Genomic DNA, 23,682 nt, shown 5'->3' with positions numbered 1-23,682 from the left:
GAGGGGTGGGTTCGAGCCTAGAGACTCCGCCCTCCCACCGGGAGGGGGCGTCCCGATCCTCCGTCCGGAGGCTTCTACATGTACTCCGTCGGCAGCACCGGCTCGCCCCGGGAGAGCTGGATCGCCGACATCGGCAGCCCGGCACGGGCCGTGATGTGCCGGGCCCTCGCGGCCTCGAGCGGCTCCCTCGCCACCACGTCACCGCCCTTGACCAGCTCGACCAGGAGCTGCCGGTCGGTGAGCTCCGGCGGCACCGGGCCCGTCCCCACGACCTCCGCCTCCGCGACCCCGTACGCGTCGGGCCGGCGCGCCGCCCACTTGCGTCCGCCGACCGAGGCCTTGCCGCCCAGGGACTTCTTGGCGACCGGCACGAGCGGCGCCTTCAGGTCGGCCGAGGCCGCCCGCGCCACCAGCTTGTAGACCATCGAGCAGGTGGGGTGGCCGCTGCCGGTGACCAGCTGCGTGCCCACCCCGTACGCGTCGACCGGGGCCGCCGCGAGCGAGGCGATGGCGTACTCGTCGAGGTCCGAGGTGACGACGATCTTCGTGTCCCGCGCCCCCAGCTCGTCGAGCTGCGCCCGCACCCGGTGCGCGACGAGCAGCAGGTCGCCGGAGTCGATGCGGACGGCGCCGAGCTCGGGCCCCGCCACCTCCACGGCGGTACGGACGGCCTCGGCCACGTCGTAGGTGTCGACGAGCAGGGTCGTCCCGCGCCCGAGGCTCTCGACCTGCGCCTGGAAGGCGTCCCGCTCGCTGTCGTGGACGAGCGTGAAGGCGTGGGCGGAGGTGCCGACGGTCGGGATGCCGTAGCGGAAGCCGGCCGCGAGGTCCGAGGTCGAGTCGAAGCCGCCGACGTACGCGGCACGGGAGGCGGCGACGGCCGCCAGCTCGTGGGTGCGCCGGGCGCCCATCTCGATGAGGCGGCGCCCGCCGGCCGCGGCCGACATGCGGGAGGCGGCGGCGGCGATGGCCGAGTCGTGGTTGAGGATCGAGAGGATCACGGTCTCCAGGAGCACGCACTCCGCGAAGGAGCCCTCGACGCGCAGGACGGGGGAGCCGGGGAAGTACACCTCGCCCTCGGGGTAGCCCCAGATGTCACCGGAGAAGCGGTAGCGGGCCAGCCACTCCAGGGTCGGCTCGTCGACGATGCCGCGCTCGCGGAGGAAGCCCAGCACCGCGGGGTCGAAGCGGAAGTTCTCGACGGCGTCCAGGACCCGGCCGACGCCCGCGAGGACGCCGTAGCGCCGCCCCTCGGGCAGCCGCCGGGTGAAGACCTCGAAGACGGACCGCCGGTCGGCGGTGCCGCCCCTGAGGGCGGCCTGGAGCATGGTCAGCTCGTACTGGTCGGTGAAGAGCGCGGTCGACGGCACGTCCACCGGGAGCCCAAGGTCCGCAGCGTTCATGTCAGCGATGCTAGCGCAGAAATCGTCAGAGTGACGAATAGTGGGTCGACCGGGTGACCCCGTTTGTGCGACAGGGCCCCCGGGGTGGCAGCATGGGGTGAGTGAGCGTCGCGCCTATTGAGATCGAACGTACGGAATCGGCCGAGGAGGTCTCCGCCGTCGTCGAGCCGGACGTGCCCTGGGTGACCCTCGTGCACAACGACCCGGTCAACCTGATGAGCTACGTGACCTACGTCTTCCAGTCGTACTTCGGATACTCCAAGGACAAGGCGCACAAGCTGATGCTCGACGTCCACCACAAGGGCCGCGCGGTGGTCTCCAGTGGCACCCGCGAGGAGATGGAACGCGACGTGCAGGCGATGCACGGCTACGGACTGTGGGCGACGCTCTCCCAGGACCGCTTCTGATGGCCGGGACCACCAGCAGCTTCGTGGCCCTGCCCGGCGGCGGCGCCGCCGTCGCCCTCGACGACGTCGAGATCTCCATCCTCCGCTCCCTCGCCGTCCAGCTCATGGAGCTGATCGGGCCGGGCGACGAGCCCGCCAAGGACGAGGACCCGCTCGCCGCGCTCTTCGCCGAGGGCCCGAGCAAGCCGCCGTCCGACCCCGCCCTCAGGCGCCTCTTCCCCGACGCGTACGGGGACGACAGCGAGGAGCTGCGGGCGGCCGCCTCCGACTTCCGCCGCTACACCGAGAACGACCTGCGGGCCCGCAAGCGCGAGGACGCCCTCGTCGTGGTGCGCGCCCTCGACGCGCTCTCCGCCGACGCGGCCGGCGAGGGCGGCGCGGTCCTGAAGCTGAGCCCGGACGAGGCCAGGGCCTGGCTCGGCGCGCTGAACGACCTCCGGCTCACCATCGGTACCCGGCTCGACGTCACCGACGACGAGGAGAGCGAGCAGCTGTACTGGCTGCCGGACTCCGACCCGCGCAAGCCGATGGTGATGGCGTACCTCTGGCTGGGGGCGCTCCAGGAGTCCCTCATCGAGACGCTGATGTCGTGACACGGCACCGCGCGACCACCTGATGTTCGCTCAGCGGACGCTCAAATCCGGATAACGAATACGTTACCGAGGCGTCCGTCTTGCCGTGTTGAGCGTCTTTTGTCCGCCGTTTTCCGTGACCTGCGCCACGCCCAACTCCCTCGATCGCGTCCCGGCCCGTGATAAATCTTCACGACCGCTCGGGGACGCCACCCCTGTCCCCGAGGGCGCTCCGACCGGCTGACCGCCGGTGGCACTCCATCCACATCCGGGGGGATCAGGATCTGATCCGCGGCAGACGCACTCGCAGTCGCGCGGATCAGCATGGAGAAAGGCGCACCACCATGACCTCTGTGCAGGTCGACAAGCAGAACGACGGCACCGACGGGGCCGTGGACGGCGGCGAGGGCTACCAGCGAGGCCTCGGCGCCCGGCAGATCCAGATGATCGCGATCGGCGGCGCCATCGGCACCGGCCTCTTCCTCGGCGCCGGCAAGGCCATCGCCAAGGCGGGCCCCAGCCTCATCCTCGCGTACGCCATCGCGGGCCTGGTCATCTTCTTCATCATGCGGGCCCTGGGCGAACTGCTCATGTACCGCCCGGTGTCCGGCTCCTTCGCCGAGTACGCCCGTGAGTTCGTCGGCCCCTTCTGGGGCTTCGTCACCGGCTGGACGTACTGGCTCTTCTGGGTCGTCACCGGCATCACCGAGGTCACCGCCGCCGCCACCTACATGACGTACTGGTGGAACATCCCGCAGTGGATCTCCGCGCTGGTCTTCACCGTCATCCTCTACGGCGCCAACCTGATCTCCGTGAAGCTCTTCGGTGAGCTGGAGTTCTGGTTCTCCATGGTCAAGGTCACCGCGATCATCGGCATGATCCTGATCTGCGCCGGCATCCTCACCATCGGCTTCTCCGACGCCGGCGACACCGCCACCGTCGCCCACCTGTGGAACCAGGGCGGCTTCTTCCCGAACGGCATCGGCAGCACGCTGATGACCCTGCAGATCGTGATGTTCGCCTTCCTCGCCGTCGAGCTCGTCGGCGTCACCGCGGGCGAGTCGAAGGACCCGAAGACCGTCCTGCCCAAGGCCATCAACACCGTGCCGTGGCGCATCGCCGTCTTCTACGTCGGCGCGCTGATCATGATCCTGTCGGTCGTCCCGTGGACCGAGTTCCAGCCGGGCATCTCCCCGTTCGTCGCCGCCTTCGAGAAGATGGGCCTCGGCGTCGGCGCCGCCATCGTCAACTTCGTGGTGCTGACCGCCGCCCTCTCCTCCTGCAACTCGGGCATGTACTCCACCGGCCGCATGCTGCGCGACCTCGCGCTCAACGGCCAGGGCCCGAAGGTCTTCACCAGGCTGACCAAGAGCGGCACCCCGCTCCTCGGCCTGACCTTCTCGGCCTCGCTGATGCTCGTCGGCGTCTGGATCAACTACGTCGCCCCCGGCAAGGCCTTCGAGTACGTCGTCTCCTTCGCCACCATCTCCGGCATGTGGGCCTGGATCATGATCCTGGTCTGCCAGATCCGCTACCGCGCCAAGGCCGACCGCGGCGAGCTCCCCGCGTCCACCTTCAAGGCCCCGGGAGCCCCGTACACCAGCTGGTTCGCGCTCCTCTTCATCGGCATGGTCATCGTCATGATGGGCGTCGACGAGGGTGCCCGCACCGCCCTCTACGCCGCGCCGGTCTGGGGCCTGATCCTCGGCGTCTCCTACCTGGTCCTGAAGGCCCGCGACCCGGAGGGTGCGGCCTTCGCCAAGCGGTCCTGACCTCCAGGCCTCCTGGCCGCTGAGCTCCTGACCTCGCACGTCCCAGCATCCGGGCCGTTCCGTACCACTCCTCGGTACGGAACGGCCCGTCTGCTTATCCTGTCGGCATGCTGACCATCACCCGGGCCCTGTACGACCAGATCGTGGAACACTCCCGCGCGGACCACCCCGACGAGGCCTGCGGCGTGGTCGCGGGCCCGGCCGGCAGCGGCCGCCCCGAGCGCTTCATCCCGATGCTGAACGCGGCCCGCTCGCCCACGTTCTACGAGTTCGACTCCGCGGACCTGCTCAAGCTCTACCGCGAGATGGACGACCGGGACGAGGAGCCCGTCATCGTCTACCACTCCCACACCGCGACCGAGGCCTACCCGTCCCGCACGGACATCTCGTACGCGAACGAGCCCCAGGCCCACTACGTCCTCGTCTCCACCGCCGACAGCGACGGCGCCGGCCCCTTCCAGTTCCGCTCCTTCACCATCGTCGAGGGCGTCGTGACCGAGGAAGAGGTCAAGGTCGTCGAGGCGTACGCGTAAGCGAGCGGACCCCGGCGCCGCCGCTCACACGGAGACGGACGTACGGAAACGCGCGAGGTACGCGGAGGGCGTGACCCCGAAATGCCGGGCGAACGCCCTCCGCAGGCTCTCGTCGCTCCCGAGCCCGCTCCGCGCCGCCGCCCGGGTCACCCCGGCCCCGCCCTCCAGCAGCATCCGGGCCGCCTCCACCCGCACCCGCTCCACACAGGCCGCCGGCGTCACCCCCACCTGCTCCCGGAACAGCCGGGTCAGATGCCGGGCACTCACCCCCGCCCGCCGCGCCAGCGCCTGCGCGCTGTGGTCCGCCGCCGGATCCGCCACGACCGCGTCGAGCAGCGGCCGGACCACCGGATGCCCGGTCGGGGGAACGCGCGAGGCCGCCGAGAACTGCGACTGCCCGCCCGGCCGCTGGAGGAAGACCACCAGGTCCCGCGCGACCGCACGGGCCGCCCCCGGCCCCCGGTCCTCCTCCACCAGGGCCAGACACAGATCGATCCCGGCCGTCACCCCCGCCGAACTCCACACCTCCCCGTCCCGCACATGGATCGCGTCCGGGGTCACCGCCACGTCCGGGTAGCGGCGGGCCAGCTCCGCCGCGTGCTCCCAGTGGGTCGTTGCCCGCCGCCCGGCGAGCAGCCCGGCCGCCGCGAGCGCGAACGCCCCCGTACACACGGACGCCACCCGGCCCGAGCGCGCCGCGAGCGCCGCGACCCCCGGAGCGACCGCCGCGCACCGCCCCACGTCCACCGCCCCCGGCACGATCAGCGTGTCCGCCGCCGTCACCGCGTCCGCCGAGAGGTCCGCCCCGATCCGCAGCCCGCAGGAGGTGCGGACGTCCCGCCCGCCGGGCGAGCACACCCGTACCTCGTAGCCCGCCCACGCCGTGGAGAACACCTCAAGGGGGGCCGAGACGTCGAGCAGCCGGACGCCGTCGAAAGCGAACACCACCACCGAGTGCACCGTCATGTGTCCGATTCTGTGGGATGCCTGTCCGCAGGGACATGGCGGGGCCGGTGCTCCGACGGCGAGGCTTGCCCCATGAACGCTCTCGCACTGATCCCCGACAGCCGGCTCGCCACCGCCGCCACCGAACTCGTCCGCGACACCACGAGCGAGCTGATCTACGACCACTCCCGCCGCGTCTACCTCTTCGGCGCCCTCCAGGGCCGCGCCCGCGGACTCTCCTTCGACCCCGAACTCCTCTACGTCGGCGCCCTGTTCCACGACCTCGGCCTGGGGGAGGAGCACCGGGGCAGCGGCCGCCGCTTCGAGGTCGACGGCGCCGAGGAGGCCGCCGCCTTCCTCCGCTCCCACGGGGCCGACGAGGACGCCGTCCGCCGCGTCTGGACCGCCATCGCCCTCCACACCACCCCCGGGGTCCCGGAGTTCATGGAGCCCGAGGTCGCACTCGTCACGGCCGGCGTCGAGTACGACGTCCTCGGCATCGGCTACGACGACCCCGCCGCCGTCACCCCCGAGGACCGGGCCGCGATCATCGCCGCCCACCCCCGGCCCGACTTCAAGAAGCGGATCCTCGCCGCCTTCACCGAGGGCATCGCGCCCCGGCCCGACACCACCTTCGGCAACGTGAAGGCCGACGTCCTGCGCCACTTCGTCCCCGGCTTCACCCCCGGAGACTTCGTGAAGACCATCCAGAACTCCGCCTGGCCCGAGTGAGCGGAGGGAAGGAAAGCGAGGTCACCCGGGGTTCCGTCCGGCAGGCGGGCAGAAAGCATCCATCATGTGAGATCACATTCCGAAACCCGGACCGGGAATCGATACGATGAGCCCATGGTTTCCCACGACGTGAGCGAAGAGACTCCGGGCACAGTCATGCTCGTAGGCCGCCTGCACGTCGACCTGTGCCGCCTCGCCAGCGCGATCTGTACCTCCCGCGCCGCGCTCTGAACGACCGGTCGAGCGCACTTCCAGCACCACCCCCCTCCGCGCGGGGGCCCCAGCCGCGCGCCCACCACGTCACTTCCGACAGGAGCCCACGCCATGGCCATCGAGGTCCGCATCCCGACCATCCTCCGCACCTACACCGACGGCGAGAAGGCCGTCGAGGGCAGCGGCGCGACCCTCGCCGAGCTCTTCGCCGACCTGGAGTCCCGCCACAACGGGATCGAGGCCCGCATCGTCGACGAGGGCAAGCTCCGCCGCTTCGTCAACGTCTACCTGAACGACGAGGACGTCCGCTTCCTCGACGGCATCGACACCAAGCTCACCGACGGCGACAACGTCACGATCCTGCCGGCCGTCGCCGGTGGCATGGTCTGATCCACATGCGCTACGACTCCTCGCTGGCCGCGGTCGGCAACACGCCGCTGGTCCGCCTCCCCCGGCTCTCGCCCTCGGACGACGTCCGCATCTGGGCGAAGCTGGAGGACCGCAACCCGACCGGCTCGGTCAAGGACCGCCCCGCGCTCCACATGATCGAGCAGGCCGAGAAGGACGGCCGGCTCACCCCCGGCTGCACCATCCTGGAGCCGACCAGCGGCAACACCGGCATCTCCCTCGCCATGGCCGCCAAGCTCAAGGGCTACCGCATCGTCTGCGTCATGCCCGAGAACACCAGCGAGGAGCGCCGCCAGCTGCTCGCCATGTGGGGCGCCGAGATCATCTCGTCCCCCGCCGCGGGCGGATCGAACACGGCGGTACGCGTCGCCAAGGAACTCGCCGCCGAGAACCCGGCCTGGGTGATGCTCTACCAGTACGGCAACCCACACAACGCGGGCGCCCACTACGCCACCACCGGTCCCGAGATCCTCGCCGACCTGCCCTCGATCACCCACTTCGTGGCCGGCCTCGGCACCACCGGAACGCTCATGGGCGTCGGCCGCTACCTGCGCGAGCAGAAGCCCGACGTCAAGATCGTCGCCGCCGAACCGCGCTACGACGACCTCGTCTACGGCCTCCGGAACCTCGACGAGGGCTTCGTACCCGAGCTGTACGACGCCTCCGTCCTCACCACCCGCTTCTCGGTCGGCTCGGCCGACGCCGTCACCCGTACCCGCGAACTCCTTCAGCAGGAGGGCATCTTCGCGGGCGTCTCCACGGGCGCCGCCCTGCACGCCGCCATCGGCGTCGGCAACAAGGCCGTCAAGGCCGGCGAGAGCGCGGACATCGCCTTCGTCGTCGCCGACGGCGGCTGGAAGTACCTGTCCACGGGCCTCTACACGGCGAAGACGACGGAAGAGGCCATCGCAGCGGTCCAGGGCCAGCTCTGGGCGTAAGCCTCCCTCCCGCTACCGCCCCCCGTGTGGGCAATCGTCCCGCAGGGCGGGACGGGTGGGCACACGGGACGGCGCGCTCAGCCGCGCCCAGGCTTCCGACCCGCACCCGTAGGCTGCGGAAAGCTAGCGCGCGAGATGGCGGACCCGGTCCCACACGACCGGGTCCGCCGTCCCCGCTCTCCGCCGGAAGTCCGCCACCGGCACCTCCCGCAGCTCGTCCGTCTCCAGGAAGCTCGGCCGCCCCTGCGCGTCGCCCACCGCCCCCGGCGGCAGCGCGATCACTCCCGGCCGCTCGTCGTGGTACTTACTGGTGATCTTGACGACCAGCGCGCAGTCCCCCCGCACGGACAGCACCAGACACGGCCGGTCCTTCGACCCGGGCCCGTCCTCGAACGGCACGGCCGCCCACCAGATCTCCGTCGGCTTCGGCGGCCGCGAGGGCGCCTGACGGGGCCCGGCGGGCCGACCGGGCGGCCGCGTCCGCTCCGGCGCCCGCCCCCGCGGCGAGGGTCGCCGCGCGGACGACGGCCGCGACGAACGCCTCCACCCATCGGCCAGCGCCACGACCAGGGCGATCACCACGACCGCGACCAGCGCGGGCCACCACGACGTGTCCATACCCCAAGACGGTACCGGCGGGTGCCTCACTCCGCCGAGGCGGCCCGCCATCCATCCGAACCGGTGACAGAGCCCGTGAGTTCGCCCACAACGGGCCACCACGAAGGAGCGACAGGCCCAGGAGCGCCTTACGCTCGACAAGCCGCACAGCCTCCCCCCTCCCCAGCGCGCTTTCCGTATCCGTCCACGGAGGTTCCCGCTCCATGAAGCTCACCGTCGTCGGCTGCTCCGGGTCGTTCCCGTCCGCGGACTCGGCCTGTTCGAGCTACCTCGTCGAGGCCGACGGCTTCCGGCTGCTCCTCGACATGGGCAACGGCGCCCTGGGCGAGCTGCAGCGACACATCGGTCTGTACGACCTCGACGCGATCTTCCTCAGCCACCTGCACGCCGACCACTGCATCGACATGTGCGGGTACTTCGTCGCCCGCTACTACCGGCACGAGGGCGGACGCTGCGACGCGATCCCCGTCTACGCACCCGAGGGCGCCGAGCAGCGGCTGACCACGGCGTACGCGGACACCCCCTCCGCCACCTCGATGAGCGAGGTCTTCGACTTCCGCACCCTGACCTCGGGCGCCTTCGAGATCGGCCCGTTCTCCGTCCGTACGGAGAAGGTGTGCCACCCGGTCGAGGCGTACGGCATCCGGATCGAGCACGGCGGCCGCTCGCTGACGTACTCCGGCGACACCGGGGTCTGCGAGTCGCTGCACGAGCTCGCCCGGGGCACCGACCTGTTCCTCTGCGAGGCCTCCTTCACCCACGGCAAGGAGGACATCCCGGCGCTCCACCTCAACGGCCGGGAGGCGGGCGCGGAGGCGTCCCGCGCGTCCGTGGGCCGGCTCGTCCTCACCCACATCCCGCCGTGGACCGACGGCGAGCGGAACCTGGCGGACGCGCGCGAGGTGTACGGGGGGCCTTCGGAGCTGGCGAGACCGGGCGCGGTCTACGAGATCTGAGCCCGGGAACGGCCGGAGCCCCCGTCCTTCGCGCAGAAGGGCGGGGGCTCCGGCGTGTGCCGCGTACGGCCTACTTCGCCTCGGCCTTCAGGAGCTCGGCGAGCTCCTCGTCGGACTCGCGGCCCGGCGTCGGAAGGTTGAACTTGGTGATCGCGAAGCGGAAGACCACGTAGTAGACCGCCGCGAAGCAGAGGCCGACCAGGGCCAGGCCCCACGGGTTGGACGCGATGCCCAGGTTCAGGGCGAAGTCGACCGCGCCGGCGGAGAAGCCGAAGCCGTCCTTCATGCCGAGCGCCCAGGTCAGTGCCATCGAGACACCGGTCAGGACGGCGTGGATCGCGTACAGCACCGGCGCGATGAACATGAAGGTGAACTCGATCGGCTCGGTCACACCGGTGACGAAGGAGGTGGCCGCGAGCGAGAACATCATGCCGCCGACGACCTTGCGGCGCTCCGGGCGGGCGCAGTGGACGATCGCGAGGCAGGCCGCCGGAAGGGCGAACATCATGATCGGGAAGAAGCCGGTCATGAACTGTCCGGCGCTCGGGTCGCCGGCGAGGAAGCGGGCGATGTCGCCGCTCTTGCCCTCGTACGAGCCGGCCTGGAACCAGGGGAACGAGTTCAGCAGGTGGTGCATGCCGACCGGGATCAGCGCGCGGTTGGCGATACCGAAGATGCCCGCGCCGACGGCGCCGGAGTTGACCAGGCTCTCACCGAACCAGTGCAGGCCCGAGCCCAGCCACGGCCAGATCAGACCGAACACGATGCCGGCGAGGAGGCCGGCGAAGGCGGAGAGGATCGGGACGAGGCGGCGACCGCCGAAGAAGCCCGCCCAGTCGGGCAGCTTGGTGCGGTAGAAGCGCTGGTAGAGCAGCGCCACGATGATGCCCATGACCACGCCGCCGAGCACCTTGGCGTCGACTGCCTGCTCCACCATGACGATCTTGCCGCCGACTATGGCTTCCTTCTTCGGCAGGCTGCTGTCCGTGAAGGTGCCGAGCACGCTCTTGAAGACCAGATAGCCGGCCACGGCGGCGAGCGCGGTGGAGCCGTCGGACTTCTTGGCGAAGCCGATCGCGATGCCGACGGCGAACAGCAGTGCCATGTTGTCGAGCAGGGCGCCGCCACCGGCGGCCATGTAACCGGCGATCTTGGTGATGACGGTCGGGAACGACTCCCTGCCGAGCATGTCGGGCTGACCGAAACGCACCAGAAGCGCGGCGGCGGGCAGCACCGCGACCGGCAGCATGAGGCTGCGGCCGATGCGCTGCATGACAGCCATCGCGCCGGCGCCCTTCTTCTTGTCGGCCGCGGGAGCGGCGCTAGCCGTGGACACAACTTCCTCCAGTGGGCAAGGCGCCGCCGGAGGACAGGTGTCACGGGGGACGGCGGCGTCTCGTGGAACGCGGTGGTCTGGACCGCGTGGTCTACACCAATGAGTGGTGTAGACCAGTTTTAGCACGTGAGACTTAGATAAGGAACCTGTGAATTCTGCGTGCTCGGCCGTGACGGGGAGTGAACACGGCAAGGCCCCCGGACGGTGAGGTCCAGGGGCCTGTCGGGGGGTCTCCCGGGAGGCTTCGGGTCGGCTTTCGGTGGCCTGGGGAGCGGGGCGGAAGCCCCGGAACGGTCAGGTCACTTGACGTTGTCCCGTTCCATCTCCTCCTCGATCTCCTCCGGCTCACGGCCCGGGGTCGGAAGGTCGAACTTGATGATCGCGAACCGGAAGATCGCGTAGTACACCACCGCGAACGCCAGACCGATCGGAATGATCAGCCACGGCTTCGTCGCCAGGTTCCAGTTGATCACGTAGTCGATCAGACCGGCCGAGAAGCTGAAGCCGTCCTTCACCCCCAGTGCCCACGTCACCGCCATGGAGACGCCCGTCAGCACCGCGTGGATCGCGTACAGCACGGGCGCGATGAAGAGGAACGAGTACTCCAGCGGCTCCGTGATGCCCGTGACGAACGAGGTCAGGGCCACCGACAGCATCAGACCACCGACCACCTTGCGTCGGTGCGGCCTCGCGCAGTGCGTGATCGCGAGCGCCGCCGCCGGCAGGGCGAACATCATGATGGGGAAGAAGCCCGTCGTGAACTGACCGGCGTTCGGGTCGCCCGCCAGGAACATGGTGATGTCACCGTGGACCACCGAACCGTCCGGTTTCTCGTACGAACCGAACTGGAACCACACGGGCACGTTCAGGAACTGATGCAGACCGATCACGAGCAGCGCGCGGTTGGCGACACCGAAGATGCCCGAACCCCAGGCGCCCAGACCGACGAGCCAGTCGCTGAAGCTCTCCAGGGCGTCACCGATCGGCGGCCAGATCCACAGACAGATCGCCGCGAACGCGATCGCGACGAAGGCCATGATGATCGGTACGAGTCGCCGGCCGTTGAAGAAGCCGAGCCAGTCGACCAGCTTCACGCGGTGGAACCGCTGCCACAGGTACGCGGTGAGCAGACCCATGACGATGCCGCCGAAGACCCCAGGGTTCTGGTACGTGTATCCCGCGAACGAGTCGTCGACGCCGAGGCAGCCGCCGCTGATGTCCCTCGTACCCGTCGGGCAGTCCTTCGGGAACTGACGCAGGACCGTGTAGTACACGAGAAAGCCGACGACCGCCGCGAGCGCCGTCGAACCGTCCGACTTCTTCGCCATGCCGATCGCGACACCGATGCAGAACAGCAGCGGCAGACCGAGACCGCCGTCGAGCAGCGCCCCGCCCGCGCCCATCATCACCTTGGCGACGTTGTCCCAGCCGAGACCGTCGGAACCGAAGACGTCGTCCTGCCCGAGGCGGTTGATGATGCCCGCGGCCGGCAGGACGGCGATGGGGAGCTGGAGGCTGCGCCCCATCTTCTGAAGCCCCTGGAAGAGCGCGCTCCCCCGGGACTTCTTCCTCGGTGCGGCCGCGGCGCTTTCGGTGGTCATCGGCGTCCTCCCTGCCCGGAACAAACCGGGTCCGCGTCTCATTGCACTGGTGTAGACCAGTTGCGGTAGGCTCCGGGAGCCCGCTGAGGACAGGCCGCCGGTGATCGTCATCATTCGACAGAACGGCGGCACTCGCTCGCGAAGTTGGGCCAACCGTGGGTTACCGTGACAAGGCGGACCACAGGTGCGCCGAGATTCGCGTGCTCGCGAACGGAACGGACAGGGAGAGACACATGGCCACCAAGGCTGAGAAGATCGTCGCCGGGCTCGGCGGCATCGGCAACATCGAAGAGGTCGAAGGCTGCATCACCCGCCTGCGCACCGAGGTCGTGGACCCCGCCCTGGTCGACGAAGCCGCACTCAAGGCCGCCGGTGCCCACGGCGTCGTGAAGATGGGCACCGCGATCCAGGTCGTCATCGGCACCGACGCCGACCCCATCGCCGCCGACATCGAAGACATGATGTGAGCAGCTGACCCCGTCAGCACCGACGCACCACCCGAGGGCCCGTTCCGGCAGGGGACGGGCCCTTCCCCGTGTCCCGCTAGGCTCGACCCATGTCTCGAATCGACGGCCGTACCCCCGAACAGCTCCGCCCCGTCACCATCGAACGCGGATGGAGCAAGCACGCCGAGGGCTCCGTCCTCATCTCCTTCGGCGACACCAAGGTCTTCTGCACCGCCTCCGTCACCGAAGGCGTCCCGCGCTGGCGCAAGGGAAGCGGAGAAGGCTGGGTCACCGGCGAGTACTCCATGCTGCCCCGCGCCACCAACACCCGCGGCGACCGCGAATCCGTCCGCGGCAAGATCGGCGGCCGCACCCACGAGATCTCCCGCCTCATCGGCCGCTCCCTCCGAGCCGTCATCGACTACAGGGCCCTCGGCGAGAACACCATCGTCCTCGACTGCGACGTCCTCCAGGCCGACGGCGGCACCCGCACCGCCGCGATCACCGGCGCCTACGTCGCCCTCGCGGACGCCGTCGCCTGGGCCCAGACCAAGAAGCTCGTCAAGGCCGGCCGCAAGCCCCTCACCGGCACCGTCGCCGCCGTCTCCGTCGGCATCGTCGACGGCACCCCCCTCCTCGACCTCTGCTACGAGGAGGACGTCCGCGCCGACACCGACATGAACGTCGTCTGCACCGGCGACGGCCGCTTCGTCGAGGTCCAGGGCACCGCCGAGGCCGAGCCCTTCGACCGCAAGGAGCTCAACGCCCTCCTCGACCTCGCCTCCGGCGGCTGCGCCGACCTGGCCGAGATCCAGCGCAAGGCCCTCGAAGGAACGCTGTAGTCGCAACCCCCCGACTTCGTACGGCGTCCTGACGGACAACGGGCGCACGGATACGATCCGTGCGCCCGTACGCGTCTACGAATCTGGGGAGGACCCGCCTTGAAGCGCCGTCTCGCACTCGCCGTGGCCACGGCCGCCACGCTCACCACCGTCCTGAGCGGCTGCGGAGCCCTCGACACCGCCATGGACTGCGTCAAGACCGCCGACGCGATAGCCACGTCGGTCGACAAGCTCCAGCAGGCCGTCTCCAACGCCTCGAACGACGTGACGCAGATAGAGGAGTCCCTGAACTCCATCTCCACGGAGCTGGGCAACCTCAAGGACACGACCGACAACGCCGACCTGGCGAAGGCGGTGGACGACCTCACGAAGGGCGTCGACTCCGTCCGTACGGCTGTGAAGAACGGCGACACGACCCCGGACATCCAGCCGATCACGGACGCGGCGGGTGAGGTGGCGAAGGTCTGCACGCCGGGCTGACCGGCCCACCCCGGATAATCGAGGACATGACCCGTCTAGTCCTCGCCACCCGCAACGCGGGCAAGATCACCGAACTCCACGCGATCCTCGCCGACGCAGGTCTCGACCTGGAACTCGTCGGCGCGGACGCGTTCCCGGAGGTCCCCGACGTCAAGGAAACCGGCGTCACCTTCGCCGAGAACGCCCTCCTCAAGGCCCACGCCCTGGCCCGGGCGACCGGCCTGCCGGCCGTGGCCGACGACTCGGGCCTGTGCGTGGACGTCCTCAACGGCGCCCCGGGCATCTTCTCGGCCCGCTGGTCCGGCACCCACGGAGACGACCGCGCGAACCTGAACCTCCTCCTGGCCCAGCTCGCGGACATCGCGGACGAACACCGAGCCGCCCACTTCGCGTGCGCGGCGGCCCTCGCCCTCCCGGACGGCACGGAACGCGTGGTCGAAGGCCGCCTGGAAGGCACCCTCCGCCACACCCCGACCGGCACGAACGGCTTCGGCTACGACCCGATCCTCCAGCCGAAGGCCCACGACGTGACGTGCGCGGAACTGACCCCGGCGGAGAAGAACGCGATCAGCCACCGGGGCAAGGCGTTCAGGGCGCTGGTACCGGTGGTGAGGGAACTGCTGGGCTGAGGGCCCCCCGAAGAGAGTCAGCACAGAGCGAAGGGCCGCCGGTGGGGCGGCCCTTCGCGCATGTGCGGCCGGTGGGACTCGAACCCACACGGGATTTCTCCCACTGGGACCTAAACCCAGCTCGGCTGCCAGTTACGACACGGCCGCATGCACGGCCATCGTAGCGGTCCGGCTCCGACCGCCCGAGGGGTACGGCGGTACGGTCCACACCCGCGGTACGCGGTGCGGACCGTTCCGCGGCGGAGGCCGGCGCTCAGACGCCCAGGTCCCTGATGATCTTGGCCACGTGGCCCGTCGCCTTCACGTTGTAGAAGGCGTGTTCCACCTTGCCGTCCTCGTCGACGACGACCGTCGAGCGGATCACGCCCGTCACCGTCTTGCCGTACAGCTTCTTCTCGCCGAAGGCGCCGTACGCCTCCAGGGTCTCCTTCGACGGGTCGCCGACCAGCGTGACCTTCAGGTTCTCCTTCTCGCGGAACTTCGCCAGCTTCTCCGGCTTGTCCGGCGAGACGCCGATGACGTCGTAGCCCGCGGCGGCCAGCACGTCCAGGTTGTCCGTGAAGTCGCAGGCCTGCTTCGTGCAGCCGGGGGTCAGCGCCGCCGGGTAGAAGTAGACGATGACCTTGCGGCCCTTGTGGTCCGCGAGGGAGACCTCGTTGCCGTCCGCGTCGGGAAGGGTGAAGGCGGGGGCGGTGTCGCCGGGCTGAAGTCGCTCGCTCATGGCTCTCCTCGGGATGGTTCGCGTACGCGATCAGAGCCTAATGGGGGAAGACTGAGGGGGGTCGGGGACGGCCCAACCGCGGCGGAGCTGACAGACTGTCCGTCAACGACCGGAATACGACTACGGAGGCAGCGCGGTGTCGGAGTCCAGGACCCCTGCGCAGATCGAGGCGGACATCGTCCGCCGGCGCGAGCAGCTCGCCGTCACTCTCGACGAGATCGGCATTCGGATGCATCCGAAGACGATCATCGGGGACGCGAAGGCCAAGGTCGCCTCGACGGTCGACCAGACCGCGGGACGCGCCTTCGTGGCCGTCAACCGGGCCGTCTCGGATGTGAAGGCACGTTTCACCCATGAGGACGGCGCTCCCCGCCTGGAGCGCGTGGTGCCGGTGGCGCTCGTGGCCGTGGCGGTCATCGGGCTGCTCGCCAGGTCCTCCCGCAAGGGCAGGCGATGACCCCTCCCCGCCGGGGGCGTCCCGCCCGGGCAGGTAGGTTCACCCCGTGAGCGAGAACACGCACGACAAGCTGCCCATCCGGATGCTGCACGACCGGGTCCTGGTCCGCACGGACTCCCCGGAGGGGGAGCGGCGCTCCGGCGGCGGCATCCTGATTCCGGCGACCGCCGCCGTCGGCCGGCGCCTGGCCTGGGCCGAGGTGGTCGCGGTCGGGCAGAACGTCCGTACCGTCGAGATCGGTGACCGGGTGCTGTACGACCCCGAGGACCGTGCCGAGGTCGAGGTGCGGGGTGTCGCGTACGTCCTGATGCGGGAGCGCGACCTGCACGCGGTGGCCGCGGACCGGTTCGCGGGCGCCACGGACTCGACCGGTCTGTATCTGTAGGCGAGCCTGTGGGCGAAGGCCACCTGAGGCCCTGGTGACGACCGTCACCAGGGCTTTCGTTCGTCCTTTGCTAGCCTGGGTGGACCCCGACGAGACGCGCCGTACCGGGTTTTCGACAAGACGACGCACTCCTGTTGTTCCGTCTCGCGGAGGTGTCGTCGTCATGGCCTGGGTTCTTCTTGTCGTCGCGGGTCTGCTCGAAGTCGGCTGGTCGATCGGTATGAAGTACACCGACGGTTTCACCCGCCTCTGGCCGAGCGTGTTCACCGGCGCCGGGATCGTCGCCTCGATGATGCTGCTGTCGCATGCCGCCAGGACGCTGCCGATCGGTACGGCGTACGGCGTGTGGGTCGGGATCGGCGCGGCCGGTGCGGCGGTGCTCGGCATGGTGGTGCTCGGTGAGCCGGCGACCGCCGCCCGGATCTTCTTCGTCTGTCTGCTGCTGGTCGCGGTGGTGGGTCTGAAGGCGACCTCGGGTCACTGAGGCGGGGTGCCGCCGGTGGGCACGGGGCCGTGCGTCACCGCGGTGCGGGGGCCGGGCTCGGGGCTGCGGGACACCATCGCGCCCGGACCCGCCTCGCCCGTCTCGTACGGCGGCTCCTGCGCCCCTTCCGTTCCCTCCGGCCCGTCCGCCATCGGTGGTACGGGGGGCGGTTCCTCCGCTCCGGGCATCAGCTGGAGCTCGAAGTCCCGTGGCGGTGTCCCGGCCAGGGCGTCCCGGGTGAACTGGCCCCAGATCTCGGCGGGCGCCCCGCCTCCGTTGATCCGGGGCAGTCCGAGCGCCCCGTACAGCGGTTCCTGGCGTCCCGTCTCCGGGTCCTGGCCCATCAGCGCGACGACGGTCGCGAGCTCCGGGGTGTAGCCGGCGAACCAGGCCGCCTTGTCGTCCTCCGCCGTGCCCGTCTTTCCGGCCGCGGGGCGTCCGGCGGTCTGCGCTGCCGTTCCCGTGCCCGCCTCGACGACGCTCCGCAGGATCGACGTGGTCGTGTCGGCGGCCTCCCGGGTCACGGCCTGCCGGGCCGGGGCGGCGGGCGGTGTCAGCTCGTGGCCGTCCCTGCTGAGGTGGGCGACGAGGGTGTGCCCGCCGTGCCGGCCGTGGGCGGCGAGGGTGGCGTACGCCGTCGCCATGTCGAGGACGCTGGCCGTGGCGGGGCCGAGCGCGATGGAGGGGGAGGCGGTGAGGTCGGGTGTGGAGCCGGGCAGGCCGAGGGCGACGGCGGTGCGGCGCACGTGCCCGGGGCCGACGTCGACGGCCATCTGGGCGTACACGGCGTTCACGGAGAGGCCGGTGGCGGCGCCGACGGCGATCTCGCCGTAGCTCTCGTCGTCCTCGTTGGCGGGGTCGTAGGGGGTGCCGTTCCAGCCCTCCACCGGGCGCCGGTTGCTGCCGTCGTAGAGGGTGTACGGGGTGATGGGTTCGCCGTACTGGGTCTGTGCCCCGCTCTGTACGGCCGCCGTGAAGACGAAGGGCTTGAAGGTGGAGCCGACCTGGTAGTCGCGGCGGGTGGCGTTGTTGACGTACTGCCGGGTGTAGTCGATGCCGCCGTACAGGGCGAGCACCTTCCCGTCCTCCGGGTCGACGGCGGCCGCGCCGACGCGGACGTACCGGTCGGCGGGGACGCGTTCCGGGTCGAGGCGGGAGATGACGCGGTCCTCGACGGCCTGGACGAGGGCCTCCTGTTTGGCGGGTTCGAGGGTGGTGGTGATGCGGAAGCCGCCGCCGGCGAGGGTCTTCTCGTCGACGATCCCGCGGCTGGTCAGGTACTCCTCGACGGCCTGCACGAGGTAGCCGCGCTGTCCGGAGAGGCCGGTGGCGGGGCGGGCGGTCTGCGGGGCGGGGAAGCGGGCGGCGGCGCGCTCGGCGCGGGCCAGCCAGCCCTCGGTGACCATGCCGTCGAGGACGTAGTTCCAGCGGGCGACGGCCTTGGCGCGGTTCTCGGGGTGGGTGGTGACGTCGTAGGCGCTGGGGGCCTTGAGGAGGGAGGCGAGGTACGCGCCCTCGGCGGTGTCGAGGTGTTCGACGTCCTTGCCGTAGTAGGCGCGGGCGGCGGCCTGGACGCCGTACGCGTTCCGGCCGAAGTAGCTGGTGTTCAGGTAGCCCTGGAGGATCTCCTCCTTGGTCTTCTCGCGGCCGAGCCTGATCGCGATGAAGAACTCCTTCGCCTTGCGGGTGAGGGTCTGTTCCTGTCCGAGGTAGTAGTTCTTGACGTACTGCTGGGTGATGGTGGAGCCGGACTGGCGGCCCTTGCCGGTGACGGTGTTCCAGGCGGCGCGGAGCATGGCCTTGGGGTCGACGGCGCGGGAGGTGTGGAAGTCGCGGTCCTCGGCGGCGAGGACGGCCTGCCGGACGGTGAGCGGGACGCGGTCGAGCCGGACGTTCTCGCGGTTGACCTCGCCGTCGCGGGCGAGGGGGCTGCCGTCCCGGTAGAGGTAGACGTTGGACTGGGCGACGGCGGCGGCGTTGGCGGGCGGGATCTCCACCAGGAGGTAGCCGGCGACGAGGGCGCCGGCGAGCAGCAGGGCGCTGAGCAGGGACAGCCCGGCGAGGGTGCGCAGGACGCGGCGGGGTCGGGAGCGTCTCGCGGGGCGGGTCGGGGGCGGGGGCGTCCGTGCGGGGAGGGTGGGGTCCCGCGGTTCCCAGCTGGTTTCCGGGCCCGGGCGGGGTGGCCGGGGGGTGTCGCTCGGAACGTCGCTCGTGCCGGAGGAAGGGGACATGGCATCTCATATTGCCCGTAAGTCACCCAAACTCTCGTTTGCGACCCGAATCTGACGCGAAATCCGCTCGCGGCGCGGAGCCACACCCACTAAGGTCGTGCGCTTCGCTGTCATTCGTACCGGATCGGCGTGTGCGTCGGATCGGCATGTCTGCCGGACCGGACGTGTGCCCCGGTAGTAGCTGCCATGTGACCGGAGAGGGAGCCCCATGCTGCGGCTGTACGCGACGGTGGCCGCGGGCGGCTTCCGGCGCCACGCCACCTACCGGGTGGCGACGGCGGCGGGGGTGTTCACCAACAGCGTCTTCGGCTTCGTCCTGTCGTACACCTACATCGCCCTCTGGCACGAACGCCCGCACCTCGGTGGCTACTCGATGGACGACGCCCTCGCGTACGTCTGGATCGGGCAGGCGCTGATCACGGTCTGCGGGATGATGGGCGGCGGCTTCGAGGACGAGCTGATCGAGCGGATCAGGACCGGCGACATCGCCGTCGACCTGTACCGCCCGGCGGACCTCCAGCTCTGGTGGTTCGCGGCCAACGCGGGCAGGTCCGCCTTCCAGCTGCTCGGCCGCGGGGTCGTCCCGATGGCCGTCGGCGCGCTCGCCTTCCGCTTCACGCTCCCGTCGGGACCGGGCGCCTGGCTCGCCTTCCTGGTGTCGGTGGCGCTGGGCTCGACGGTCGGCTTCGCGATCTGGTACCTGGCGGCGATGAGCGCGTTCTGGCTTCTCGACGGCCAGGGGGTGGTGCAGGTGGTGTGGCTGAGCGGCCTGTTCTTCTCGGGGATGCTGCTTCCGCTGACCGTGTTCCCTGGCGCCCTTGGCGAGATCGCGCGGATGCTGCCCTGGGCGTCACTGCTCCAGGTGCCGGCCGATGTGTATCTCGGCAGGTACGAGGGCTGGGAGCTGGCGGGGGCGTACGCCTTCCAGGGCAGCTGGGCGCTGGTGCTGCTCGGGGTGGGCCGGCTGGTGCAGGCGGCGGCGACGCGGAAGGTGGTGGTGCAGGGTGGCTGAGACGACGCGGAACGCGGCGGTGCGGGCGGCTGAGGTGACACGCCCCGGCCCGCTCCGGGACTCCTGGCGTACGTACCGGATGGTGGCGGGCATGTGGATCCGGTCCACGATGACGTACCGCTCCTCCTTCGTGCTCACGCTCGTGACCAGCTTCTGCGTCACCTTCTTCGACTTCGTCGTCATCCTCCTGATGTTCGGTCAGGTGAGGGGCCTCGGCGGCTTCGGCTTCGCGGAGGTCGCCTTCCTGTACGGGACGGCCGGCACGTCGTTCGGGATCGCGGACCTCACGATGGGCTCGCTGCAGCGGATGGGGAAACGGGTCAGGGACGGCTCGCTCGACACGTTCCTGATGCGCCCGGCGCCGCTCCTCGCCCAGGTCGCGGCGGACAAGTTCGCGCTGCGGAGGCTCGGCCGGGTCGCGCAGGGCCTGTTCGTCCTGGTCTGGGGGCTGCTTCTGCTGGACGTGGAGTGGACGGCGGTGAAGGTGGTGCTGCTGCCGGTGACGCTGGTCTCCGGGGCGGTGATCTTCGCGGCGCTGATGGTGCTCGGCGCGTCGACGCTCTTCTGGATACAGGACGCGGCGGAGGTGACGAACGCGTTCACGTACGGCGGGAACACCCTCCTCCAGTACCCGCCGACGATCTTCGCGCAGGAGCTGGTGCGGGGGGTCGTGTTCGTCGTACCGCTGGCGTTCGTGAACTGGCTGCCCGCCCTGTACGTGCTCGGCCGGCCGGCCCCGGCGGGGGTCCCGGGCTGGGCGGTGTTCGCCTCGCCGCTGGTGGCGATGGCCTGCTGCGGGGTGGCGGGCCTCGCGTGGCGGGCGGGAATCCGCTCGTACCGCTCGACAGGCAGCTGAAGGCAGCTGAAGGCAGCTGAAGGCAGTTGAGGGCAGCAGAGGGCTTGCTTGGGCAGCCGAAGCAAGCCCAGGCAAGCCGAAGCAAGCCCGAGCAAGCCCGAGCAAGCCCGAGCAAGCCCAAGCAAGCCGAAGGAATCCGCAGGACTGAAAGGAGCCGAGCCCCGTGCCGTTCATCGAACTGGACTCACTGGAGAAGACGTTCACGGTCCGCCGGAAGGCGGGCCTGTTCCGCCGGGAGAAGAAGGAGGTCCGGGCGGTGGACGGCATCAGCTTCGGCGTCGAGCGCGGCGAGATGGTCGGCTACATCGGCCCGAACGGCGCCGGGAAGTCGACCACGATCAAGATGCTGACCGGCATCCTCACCCCCAGCGGCGGCCGGCTGCGGGTCGCGGACATCGACCCGGCGCGCGAGCGGACCCGGCTCGCCCAGCGGATCGGGGTGGTCTTCGGCCAGCGGACGACGCTCTGGTGGGACCTGCCGCTGAAGGACTCGTACCGGCTGACGCACCGCATGTACCGCATCCCCGACGCCCGCTACCGGGAGAACCTCGCCCGCTGCGTGGAGCTCCTGGAACTCGGCGAGCTGCTCGACGTACCGGTCCGGCAGCTCTCCCTGGGCCAGCGGATGCGCGGGGACATCGCGGCGGCGCTGCTGCACGACCCGGAGGTGCTGTACCTGGACGAGCCGACGATCGGCCTCGACGTCGTCTCGAAGGCACGGGTGAGGGAGTTCCTCCGCGACCTGAACACCACCCAGGGGACCACGGTCCTGCTCACCACCCACGACCTCACGGACATCGAGCAGCTCTGCTCGCGGGTGATGGTCATCGACCACGGACGGCTCATGTACGACGGCGAGCTGGCCGGCCTGCACGCCGTGGGGGAGAGCGAACGCCTCCTGGTGGTGGACCTGGAGCGCGTGCTGCCCCCGATCGCCGATGTGCCCGGAGCCCGCCACGTACGGTCGGAAGGCGCCCGCCAGTGGCTCGCCTTCCCCGCCACCGCCTCGGCGGCCCCGCTGGTCGCGTCGGTCGCGGCGAGGTACCCCCTCCTCGACCTCTCGGTGCGGGAGCCGGACATCGAGTCGGTGATCGCGAAGATGTACGGGGGAACTCGGGACGAGCGCCGGGAGTCCCTCAGGTAGGAGGTCGACTTGATGGTGAGTTTCTCGTACACGCTGGCGGACGAGGAGAAGAGCAGGGGTGTCCGGCGGATGAAGACGCTGGCCACGTCCCTGCTCGCGGCGGTCGCGGTGATCTACGCCCTGGCCACCTGGGCGGAGAGCGCGGGCTGGGGGGCGTGGGCGGGCTATGTCGCGGCGGCGGCCGAGGCCGGGATGGTCGGCGCGCTCGCCGACTGGTTCGCGGTCACCGCCCTCTTCCGGCACCCGCTGGGCCTGCCGATCCCGCACACGGCGATCATCCCGAAGAAGAAGGACCAGCTGGGCGCCTCGCTCGGCACCTTCGTGGGCGAGAACTTCCTCTCGGCCGACGTCGTACGGGGCCGGCTGCACGCCTTCGGCATCGGTGGCCGGCTCGGCGCCTGGCTCGCGGACCCGGCACACGCGGACCGTGTCACGGCGGAGGCGTCGACGGCGCTACGGGGCGCGCTGACCGTCCTGCGGGACTCGGACGTCCAGGCGGTCGTCGGGGAGGCGATCACCCGGCGGGCCGAGGCGGCGGAGATCGCGCCGGGCCTCGGCAAGACCCTGGAGAAGATCGTCTCCGACGGGGCCCACCACCGGGCCGTCGATCTGATCTGCACCCGCGCCCACGACTGGCTCGTCACCCATGGAGAGTCGGTGATGGACGCCGTCCAGGGCGGCGCGCCCGGCTGGACGCCCCGCTTCGTGGACCGCCGTATCGGCGAGCGCGTCTACAAGGAGCTGCTCCGCTTCGTCACCGAGATGCGGGACATGCCGGGCCACCCGGCGCGCGGGGCGATCGACCGCTTCCTCACCGACTTCGCGGCCGACCTCCAGGCCGACACGGACACCCGCGCCCGCGTCGAACGCCTCAAGTCGGACCTCCTGGCCCGCCCGGAGGTCCAGGACATCATCGCCTCGGCGTGGTCCTCGGTCCGCAACCTGATCATCGCGGCGGCCGAGGACGACCGCAGCCAGCTCCGCCTCCGCGCCCGCGCTTCCCTGATCTCCCTGGGCAACCGCCTGGCGACGGACTCCCGCCTCCAGGACAAGGTCGAGGGCTGGGCGGAGGACGCGGCGGCGTACGTGGTCACGACGTACCGCCACGAGATCACGTCCCTGATCACCGACACGGTGGCCGGCTGGGACGCCACCCAGACCTCGAAGAAGATCGAGGCCAACATCGGCCGCGACCTCCAGTTCATCCGTATCAACGGCACGGTGGTGGGCGCGCTTGCGGGCCTGCTGATCTACACGGTGAGCCACGGGGTGGGCGGCTGAGGGCCGCCCTTCGGTACGGGTGACGGCCGGGAGGCGGCAGCCATCGCCTCCGGCCGGCCGGCCCCGATACGTAGCGCGCGTCGCCGCGGTGGTTGCCGGGCGCCGCTGAGCCAGTCGGTCCGCTCGGGCAGCGGCTCGGGGATCCACGCGCCGGTACGACGAGACAGCGCACGTCCGATGGTCAGTCCGCGACTCTCCCTGACGTTCCACGGGGTCACTTCGTCTTACTGCTCGGAGACGCCACCAGCCCGGAGAACCCGGGTGGGACACCTCAGGAGAC

The 23,682-nt window shown here is 70.5% G+C and carries 27 protein-coding genes, 1 tRNA gene and 1 riboswitch; of the genes, 20 read left to right on the top strand and 8 right to left on the bottom strand.

Going from position 1 to position 23,682, the window contains the following annotated elements:
• Positions 1–74: 74 nt before the first annotated feature.
• Positions 75–1,403: a nicotinate phosphoribosyltransferase gene (locus ACFVYX_RS02425; protein ID WP_389679399.1), complete on the bottom strand. Its 1,329-nt coding sequence runs from the start codon at positions 1,401–1,403 to the stop codon at positions 75–77.
• 101 nt (positions 1,404–1,504) lie between these two features.
• Here ACFVYX_RS02425 and clpS point away from each other — a divergent pair, with 101 nt between their 5' ends.
• The 4 genes from clpS (at position 1,505) to ACFVYX_RS02405 (ending at position 4,687) form a co-directional block, all read left to right on the top strand.
• Positions 1,505–1,810, top strand: coding sequence for an ATP-dependent Clp protease adapter ClpS (clpS, locus tag ACFVYX_RS02420; RefSeq protein WP_073807902.1), 306 nt, complete (start codon positions 1,505–1,507; stop codon positions 1,808–1,810).
• Positions 1,810–2,403: a DUF2017 domain-containing protein gene (locus ACFVYX_RS02415; protein WP_389679397.1), complete on the top strand. Its 594-nt coding sequence runs from the start codon at positions 1,810–1,812 to the stop codon at positions 2,401–2,403. Before clpS ends, ACFVYX_RS02415 begins: the two co-directional genes overlap by 1 nt.
• Before the next feature lie 323 nt (positions 2,404–2,726).
• Complete coding sequence (locus ACFVYX_RS02410; protein ID WP_389679396.1) at positions 2,727–4,154, top strand: amino acid permease; 1,428 nt, start codon at positions 2,727–2,729, stop codon at positions 4,152–4,154.
• A 107-nt stretch (positions 4,155–4,261) separates the two neighbouring features.
• Positions 4,262–4,687: a Mov34/MPN/PAD-1 family protein gene (locus tag ACFVYX_RS02405; RefSeq protein ID WP_389679395.1), complete on the top strand. Its 426-nt coding sequence runs from the start codon at positions 4,262–4,264 to the stop codon at positions 4,685–4,687.
• A 24-nt stretch (positions 4,688–4,711) separates the two neighbouring features.
• Here the strand turns inward: ACFVYX_RS02405 and ACFVYX_RS02400 are convergent, their stop codons facing one another.
• Positions 4,712–5,653, bottom strand: a complete 942-nt coding sequence (locus tag ACFVYX_RS02400) for a GlxA family transcriptional regulator (protein WP_389679394.1) — start codon at positions 5,651–5,653, stop codon at positions 4,712–4,714.
• A gap of 72 nt (positions 5,654–5,725) precedes the next feature.
• On the opposite strand from ACFVYX_RS02400, the gene ACFVYX_RS02395 reads away from it, so the two are divergent.
• The 4 genes from ACFVYX_RS02395 to ACFVYX_RS02380 all read left to right on the top strand — a co-directional run bounded on the left by ACFVYX_RS02395 (position 5,726) and on the right by ACFVYX_RS02380 (position 7,923).
• A complete protein-coding gene (locus tag ACFVYX_RS02395; protein WP_389679393.1) occupies positions 5,726–6,364 on the top strand; it encodes an HD domain-containing protein in 639 nt (212 codons plus the stop codon).
• A gap of 114 nt (positions 6,365–6,478) precedes the next feature.
• Positions 6,479–6,595 carry a putative leader peptide gene (locus tag ACFVYX_RS02390; protein ID WP_389679392.1) on the top strand — a complete coding sequence of 39 codons (117 nt, stop codon included), beginning with the start codon at positions 6,479–6,481 and terminating at the stop codon, positions 6,593–6,595.
• 93 nt (positions 6,596–6,688) lie between these two features.
• Positions 6,689–6,967: a MoaD/ThiS family protein gene (locus ACFVYX_RS02385; RefSeq protein ID WP_389679391.1), complete on the top strand. Its 279-nt coding sequence runs from the start codon at positions 6,689–6,691 to the stop codon at positions 6,965–6,967.
• Between the two features lie 5 nt (positions 6,968–6,972).
• Positions 6,973–7,923, top strand: coding sequence for a PLP-dependent cysteine synthase family protein (locus ACFVYX_RS02380; RefSeq protein ID WP_389679390.1), 951 nt, complete (start codon positions 6,973–6,975; stop codon positions 7,921–7,923).
• Between the two features lie 123 nt (positions 7,924–8,046).
• Here ACFVYX_RS02380 and ACFVYX_RS02375 read toward each other — a convergent pair whose 3' ends face one another.
• Complete coding sequence (locus ACFVYX_RS02375) at positions 8,047–8,541, bottom strand: type II toxin-antitoxin system PemK/MazF family toxin (RefSeq protein WP_389679389.1); 495 nt, start codon at positions 8,539–8,541, stop codon at positions 8,047–8,049.
• A gap of 203 nt (positions 8,542–8,744) precedes the next feature.
• Between ACFVYX_RS02375 and ACFVYX_RS02370 the strand changes: the two genes are divergently transcribed.
• A complete protein-coding gene (locus ACFVYX_RS02370; RefSeq protein ID WP_389679388.1) occupies positions 8,745–9,497 on the top strand; it encodes an MBL fold metallo-hydrolase in 753 nt (250 codons plus the stop codon).
• Positions 9,498–9,567: 70 nt separating this feature from the next.
• Here the strand turns inward: ACFVYX_RS02370 and ACFVYX_RS02365 are convergent, their stop codons facing one another.
• Together ACFVYX_RS02365 and ACFVYX_RS02360 are read right to left on the bottom strand one after the other, a co-directional pair.
• On the bottom strand, positions 9,568–10,833 hold the full coding sequence (locus ACFVYX_RS02365; protein WP_389679387.1) for a PTS transporter subunit EIIC: 1,266 nt from the start codon (positions 10,831–10,833) through the stop codon (positions 9,568–9,570).
• 299 nt (positions 10,834–11,132) lie between these two features.
• Positions 11,133–12,434, bottom strand: a complete 1,302-nt coding sequence (locus ACFVYX_RS02360; RefSeq protein ID WP_389679386.1) for a PTS transporter subunit EIIC — start codon at positions 12,432–12,434, stop codon at positions 11,133–11,135.
• Positions 12,435–12,667: 233 nt separating this feature from the next.
• Here ACFVYX_RS02360 and ACFVYX_RS02355 point away from each other — a divergent pair, with 233 nt between their 5' ends.
• The 4 genes from ACFVYX_RS02355 (at position 12,668) to rdgB (ending at position 14,831) form a co-directional block, all read left to right on the top strand.
• Positions 12,668–12,901: a PTS glucose/sucrose transporter subunit IIB gene (locus ACFVYX_RS02355; RefSeq protein ID WP_189829817.1), complete on the top strand. Its 234-nt coding sequence runs from the start codon at positions 12,668–12,670 to the stop codon at positions 12,899–12,901.
• Positions 12,902–12,990: 89 nt separating this feature from the next.
• Entirely contained in the window at positions 12,991–13,722 is a 732-nt protein-coding gene (rph, locus tag ACFVYX_RS02350; protein ID WP_389679385.1) for a ribonuclease PH, read from the top strand.
• Positions 13,723–13,821: 99 nt separating this feature from the next.
• Positions 13,822–14,202 carry a hypothetical protein gene (locus tag ACFVYX_RS02345; protein WP_389679384.1) on the top strand — a complete coding sequence of 127 codons (381 nt, stop codon included), beginning with the start codon at positions 13,822–13,824 and terminating at the stop codon, positions 14,200–14,202.
• Between the two features lie 26 nt (positions 14,203–14,228).
• Entirely contained in the window at positions 14,229–14,831 is a 603-nt protein-coding gene (gene rdgB, locus ACFVYX_RS02340; protein WP_389679383.1) for an RdgB/HAM1 family non-canonical purine NTP pyrophosphatase, read from the top strand.
• A gap of 63 nt (positions 14,832–14,894) precedes the next feature.
• Here rdgB and ACFVYX_RS02335 read toward each other — a convergent pair.
• Positions 14,895–14,978: transfer RNA gene (locus ACFVYX_RS02335), tRNA-Leu, on the bottom strand.
• A 106-nt stretch (positions 14,979–15,084) separates the two neighbouring features.
• On the bottom strand, positions 15,085–15,552 hold the full coding sequence (gene bcp / locus ACFVYX_RS02330) for a thioredoxin-dependent thiol peroxidase (protein ID WP_266892300.1): 468 nt from the start codon (positions 15,550–15,552) through the stop codon (positions 15,085–15,087).
• 136 nt (positions 15,553–15,688) lie between these two features.
• Between bcp and ACFVYX_RS02325 the strand changes: the two genes are divergently transcribed.
• The 3 genes from ACFVYX_RS02325 (at position 15,689) to ACFVYX_RS02315 (ending at position 16,878) form a co-directional block, all read left to right on the top strand.
• Positions 15,689–16,009: a DUF3618 domain-containing protein gene (locus tag ACFVYX_RS02325; protein WP_389679382.1), complete on the top strand. Its 321-nt coding sequence runs from the start codon at positions 15,689–15,691 to the stop codon at positions 16,007–16,009.
• Positions 16,010–16,055: 46 nt separating this feature from the next.
• Positions 16,056–16,394 (top strand): GroES family chaperonin, encoded by a 339-nt coding sequence (locus ACFVYX_RS02320; RefSeq protein WP_389679381.1) that lies wholly within the window; start codon positions 16,056–16,058, stop codon positions 16,392–16,394.
• A gap of 56 nt (positions 16,395–16,450) precedes the next feature.
• Positions 16,451–16,524, top strand: a riboswitch (guanidine-III (ykkC-III) riboswitch).
• A 33-nt stretch (positions 16,525–16,557) separates the two neighbouring features.
• Positions 16,558–16,878: a DMT family transporter gene (locus tag ACFVYX_RS02315; RefSeq protein WP_389679380.1), complete on the top strand. Its 321-nt coding sequence runs from the start codon at positions 16,558–16,560 to the stop codon at positions 16,876–16,878.
• Here the strand turns inward: ACFVYX_RS02315 and ACFVYX_RS02310 are convergent.
• Entirely contained in the window at positions 16,872–19,109 is a 2,238-nt protein-coding gene (locus ACFVYX_RS02310; protein WP_389679379.1) for a transglycosylase domain-containing protein, read from the bottom strand. The genes ACFVYX_RS02315 and ACFVYX_RS02310 overlap by 7 nt on opposite strands.
• A gap of 211 nt (positions 19,110–19,320) precedes the next feature.
• Here ACFVYX_RS02310 and ACFVYX_RS02305 point away from each other — a divergent pair, with 211 nt between their 5' ends.
• The 4 genes from ACFVYX_RS02305 to ACFVYX_RS02290 all read left to right on the top strand — a co-directional run bounded on the left by ACFVYX_RS02305 (position 19,321) and on the right by ACFVYX_RS02290 (position 23,402).
• The gene (locus ACFVYX_RS02305; protein ID WP_389679507.1) at positions 19,321–20,121 is read left to right on the top strand and encodes an ABC transporter permease; all 801 of its coding nucleotides are present in this window, start codon (positions 19,321–19,323) and stop codon (positions 20,119–20,121) included.
• Positions 20,114–20,977 (top strand): ABC transporter permease, encoded by an 864-nt coding sequence (locus tag ACFVYX_RS02300; protein ID WP_389679378.1) that lies wholly within the window; start codon positions 20,114–20,116, stop codon positions 20,975–20,977. Before ACFVYX_RS02305 ends, ACFVYX_RS02300 begins: the two co-directional genes overlap by 8 nt.
• A 163-nt stretch (positions 20,978–21,140) precedes the next feature.
• On the top strand, positions 21,141–22,121 hold the full coding sequence (locus ACFVYX_RS02295) for an ATP-binding cassette domain-containing protein (protein ID WP_389679377.1): 981 nt from the start codon (positions 21,141–21,143) through the stop codon (positions 22,119–22,121).
• 12 nt (positions 22,122–22,133) lie between these two features.
• Complete coding sequence (locus tag ACFVYX_RS02290) at positions 22,134–23,402, top strand: DUF445 domain-containing protein (RefSeq protein WP_389679376.1); 1,269 nt, start codon at positions 22,134–22,136, stop codon at positions 23,400–23,402.
• Positions 23,403–23,682: the final 280 nt, after the last annotated feature.

Source organism: Streptomyces sp. NPDC058326 (assembly GCF_042879855.1).
GTDB lineage: Bacteria > Actinomycetota > Actinomycetes > Streptomycetales > Streptomycetaceae > Streptomyces.
This window is presented reverse-complemented; position numbering and strand designations above follow the sequence as displayed.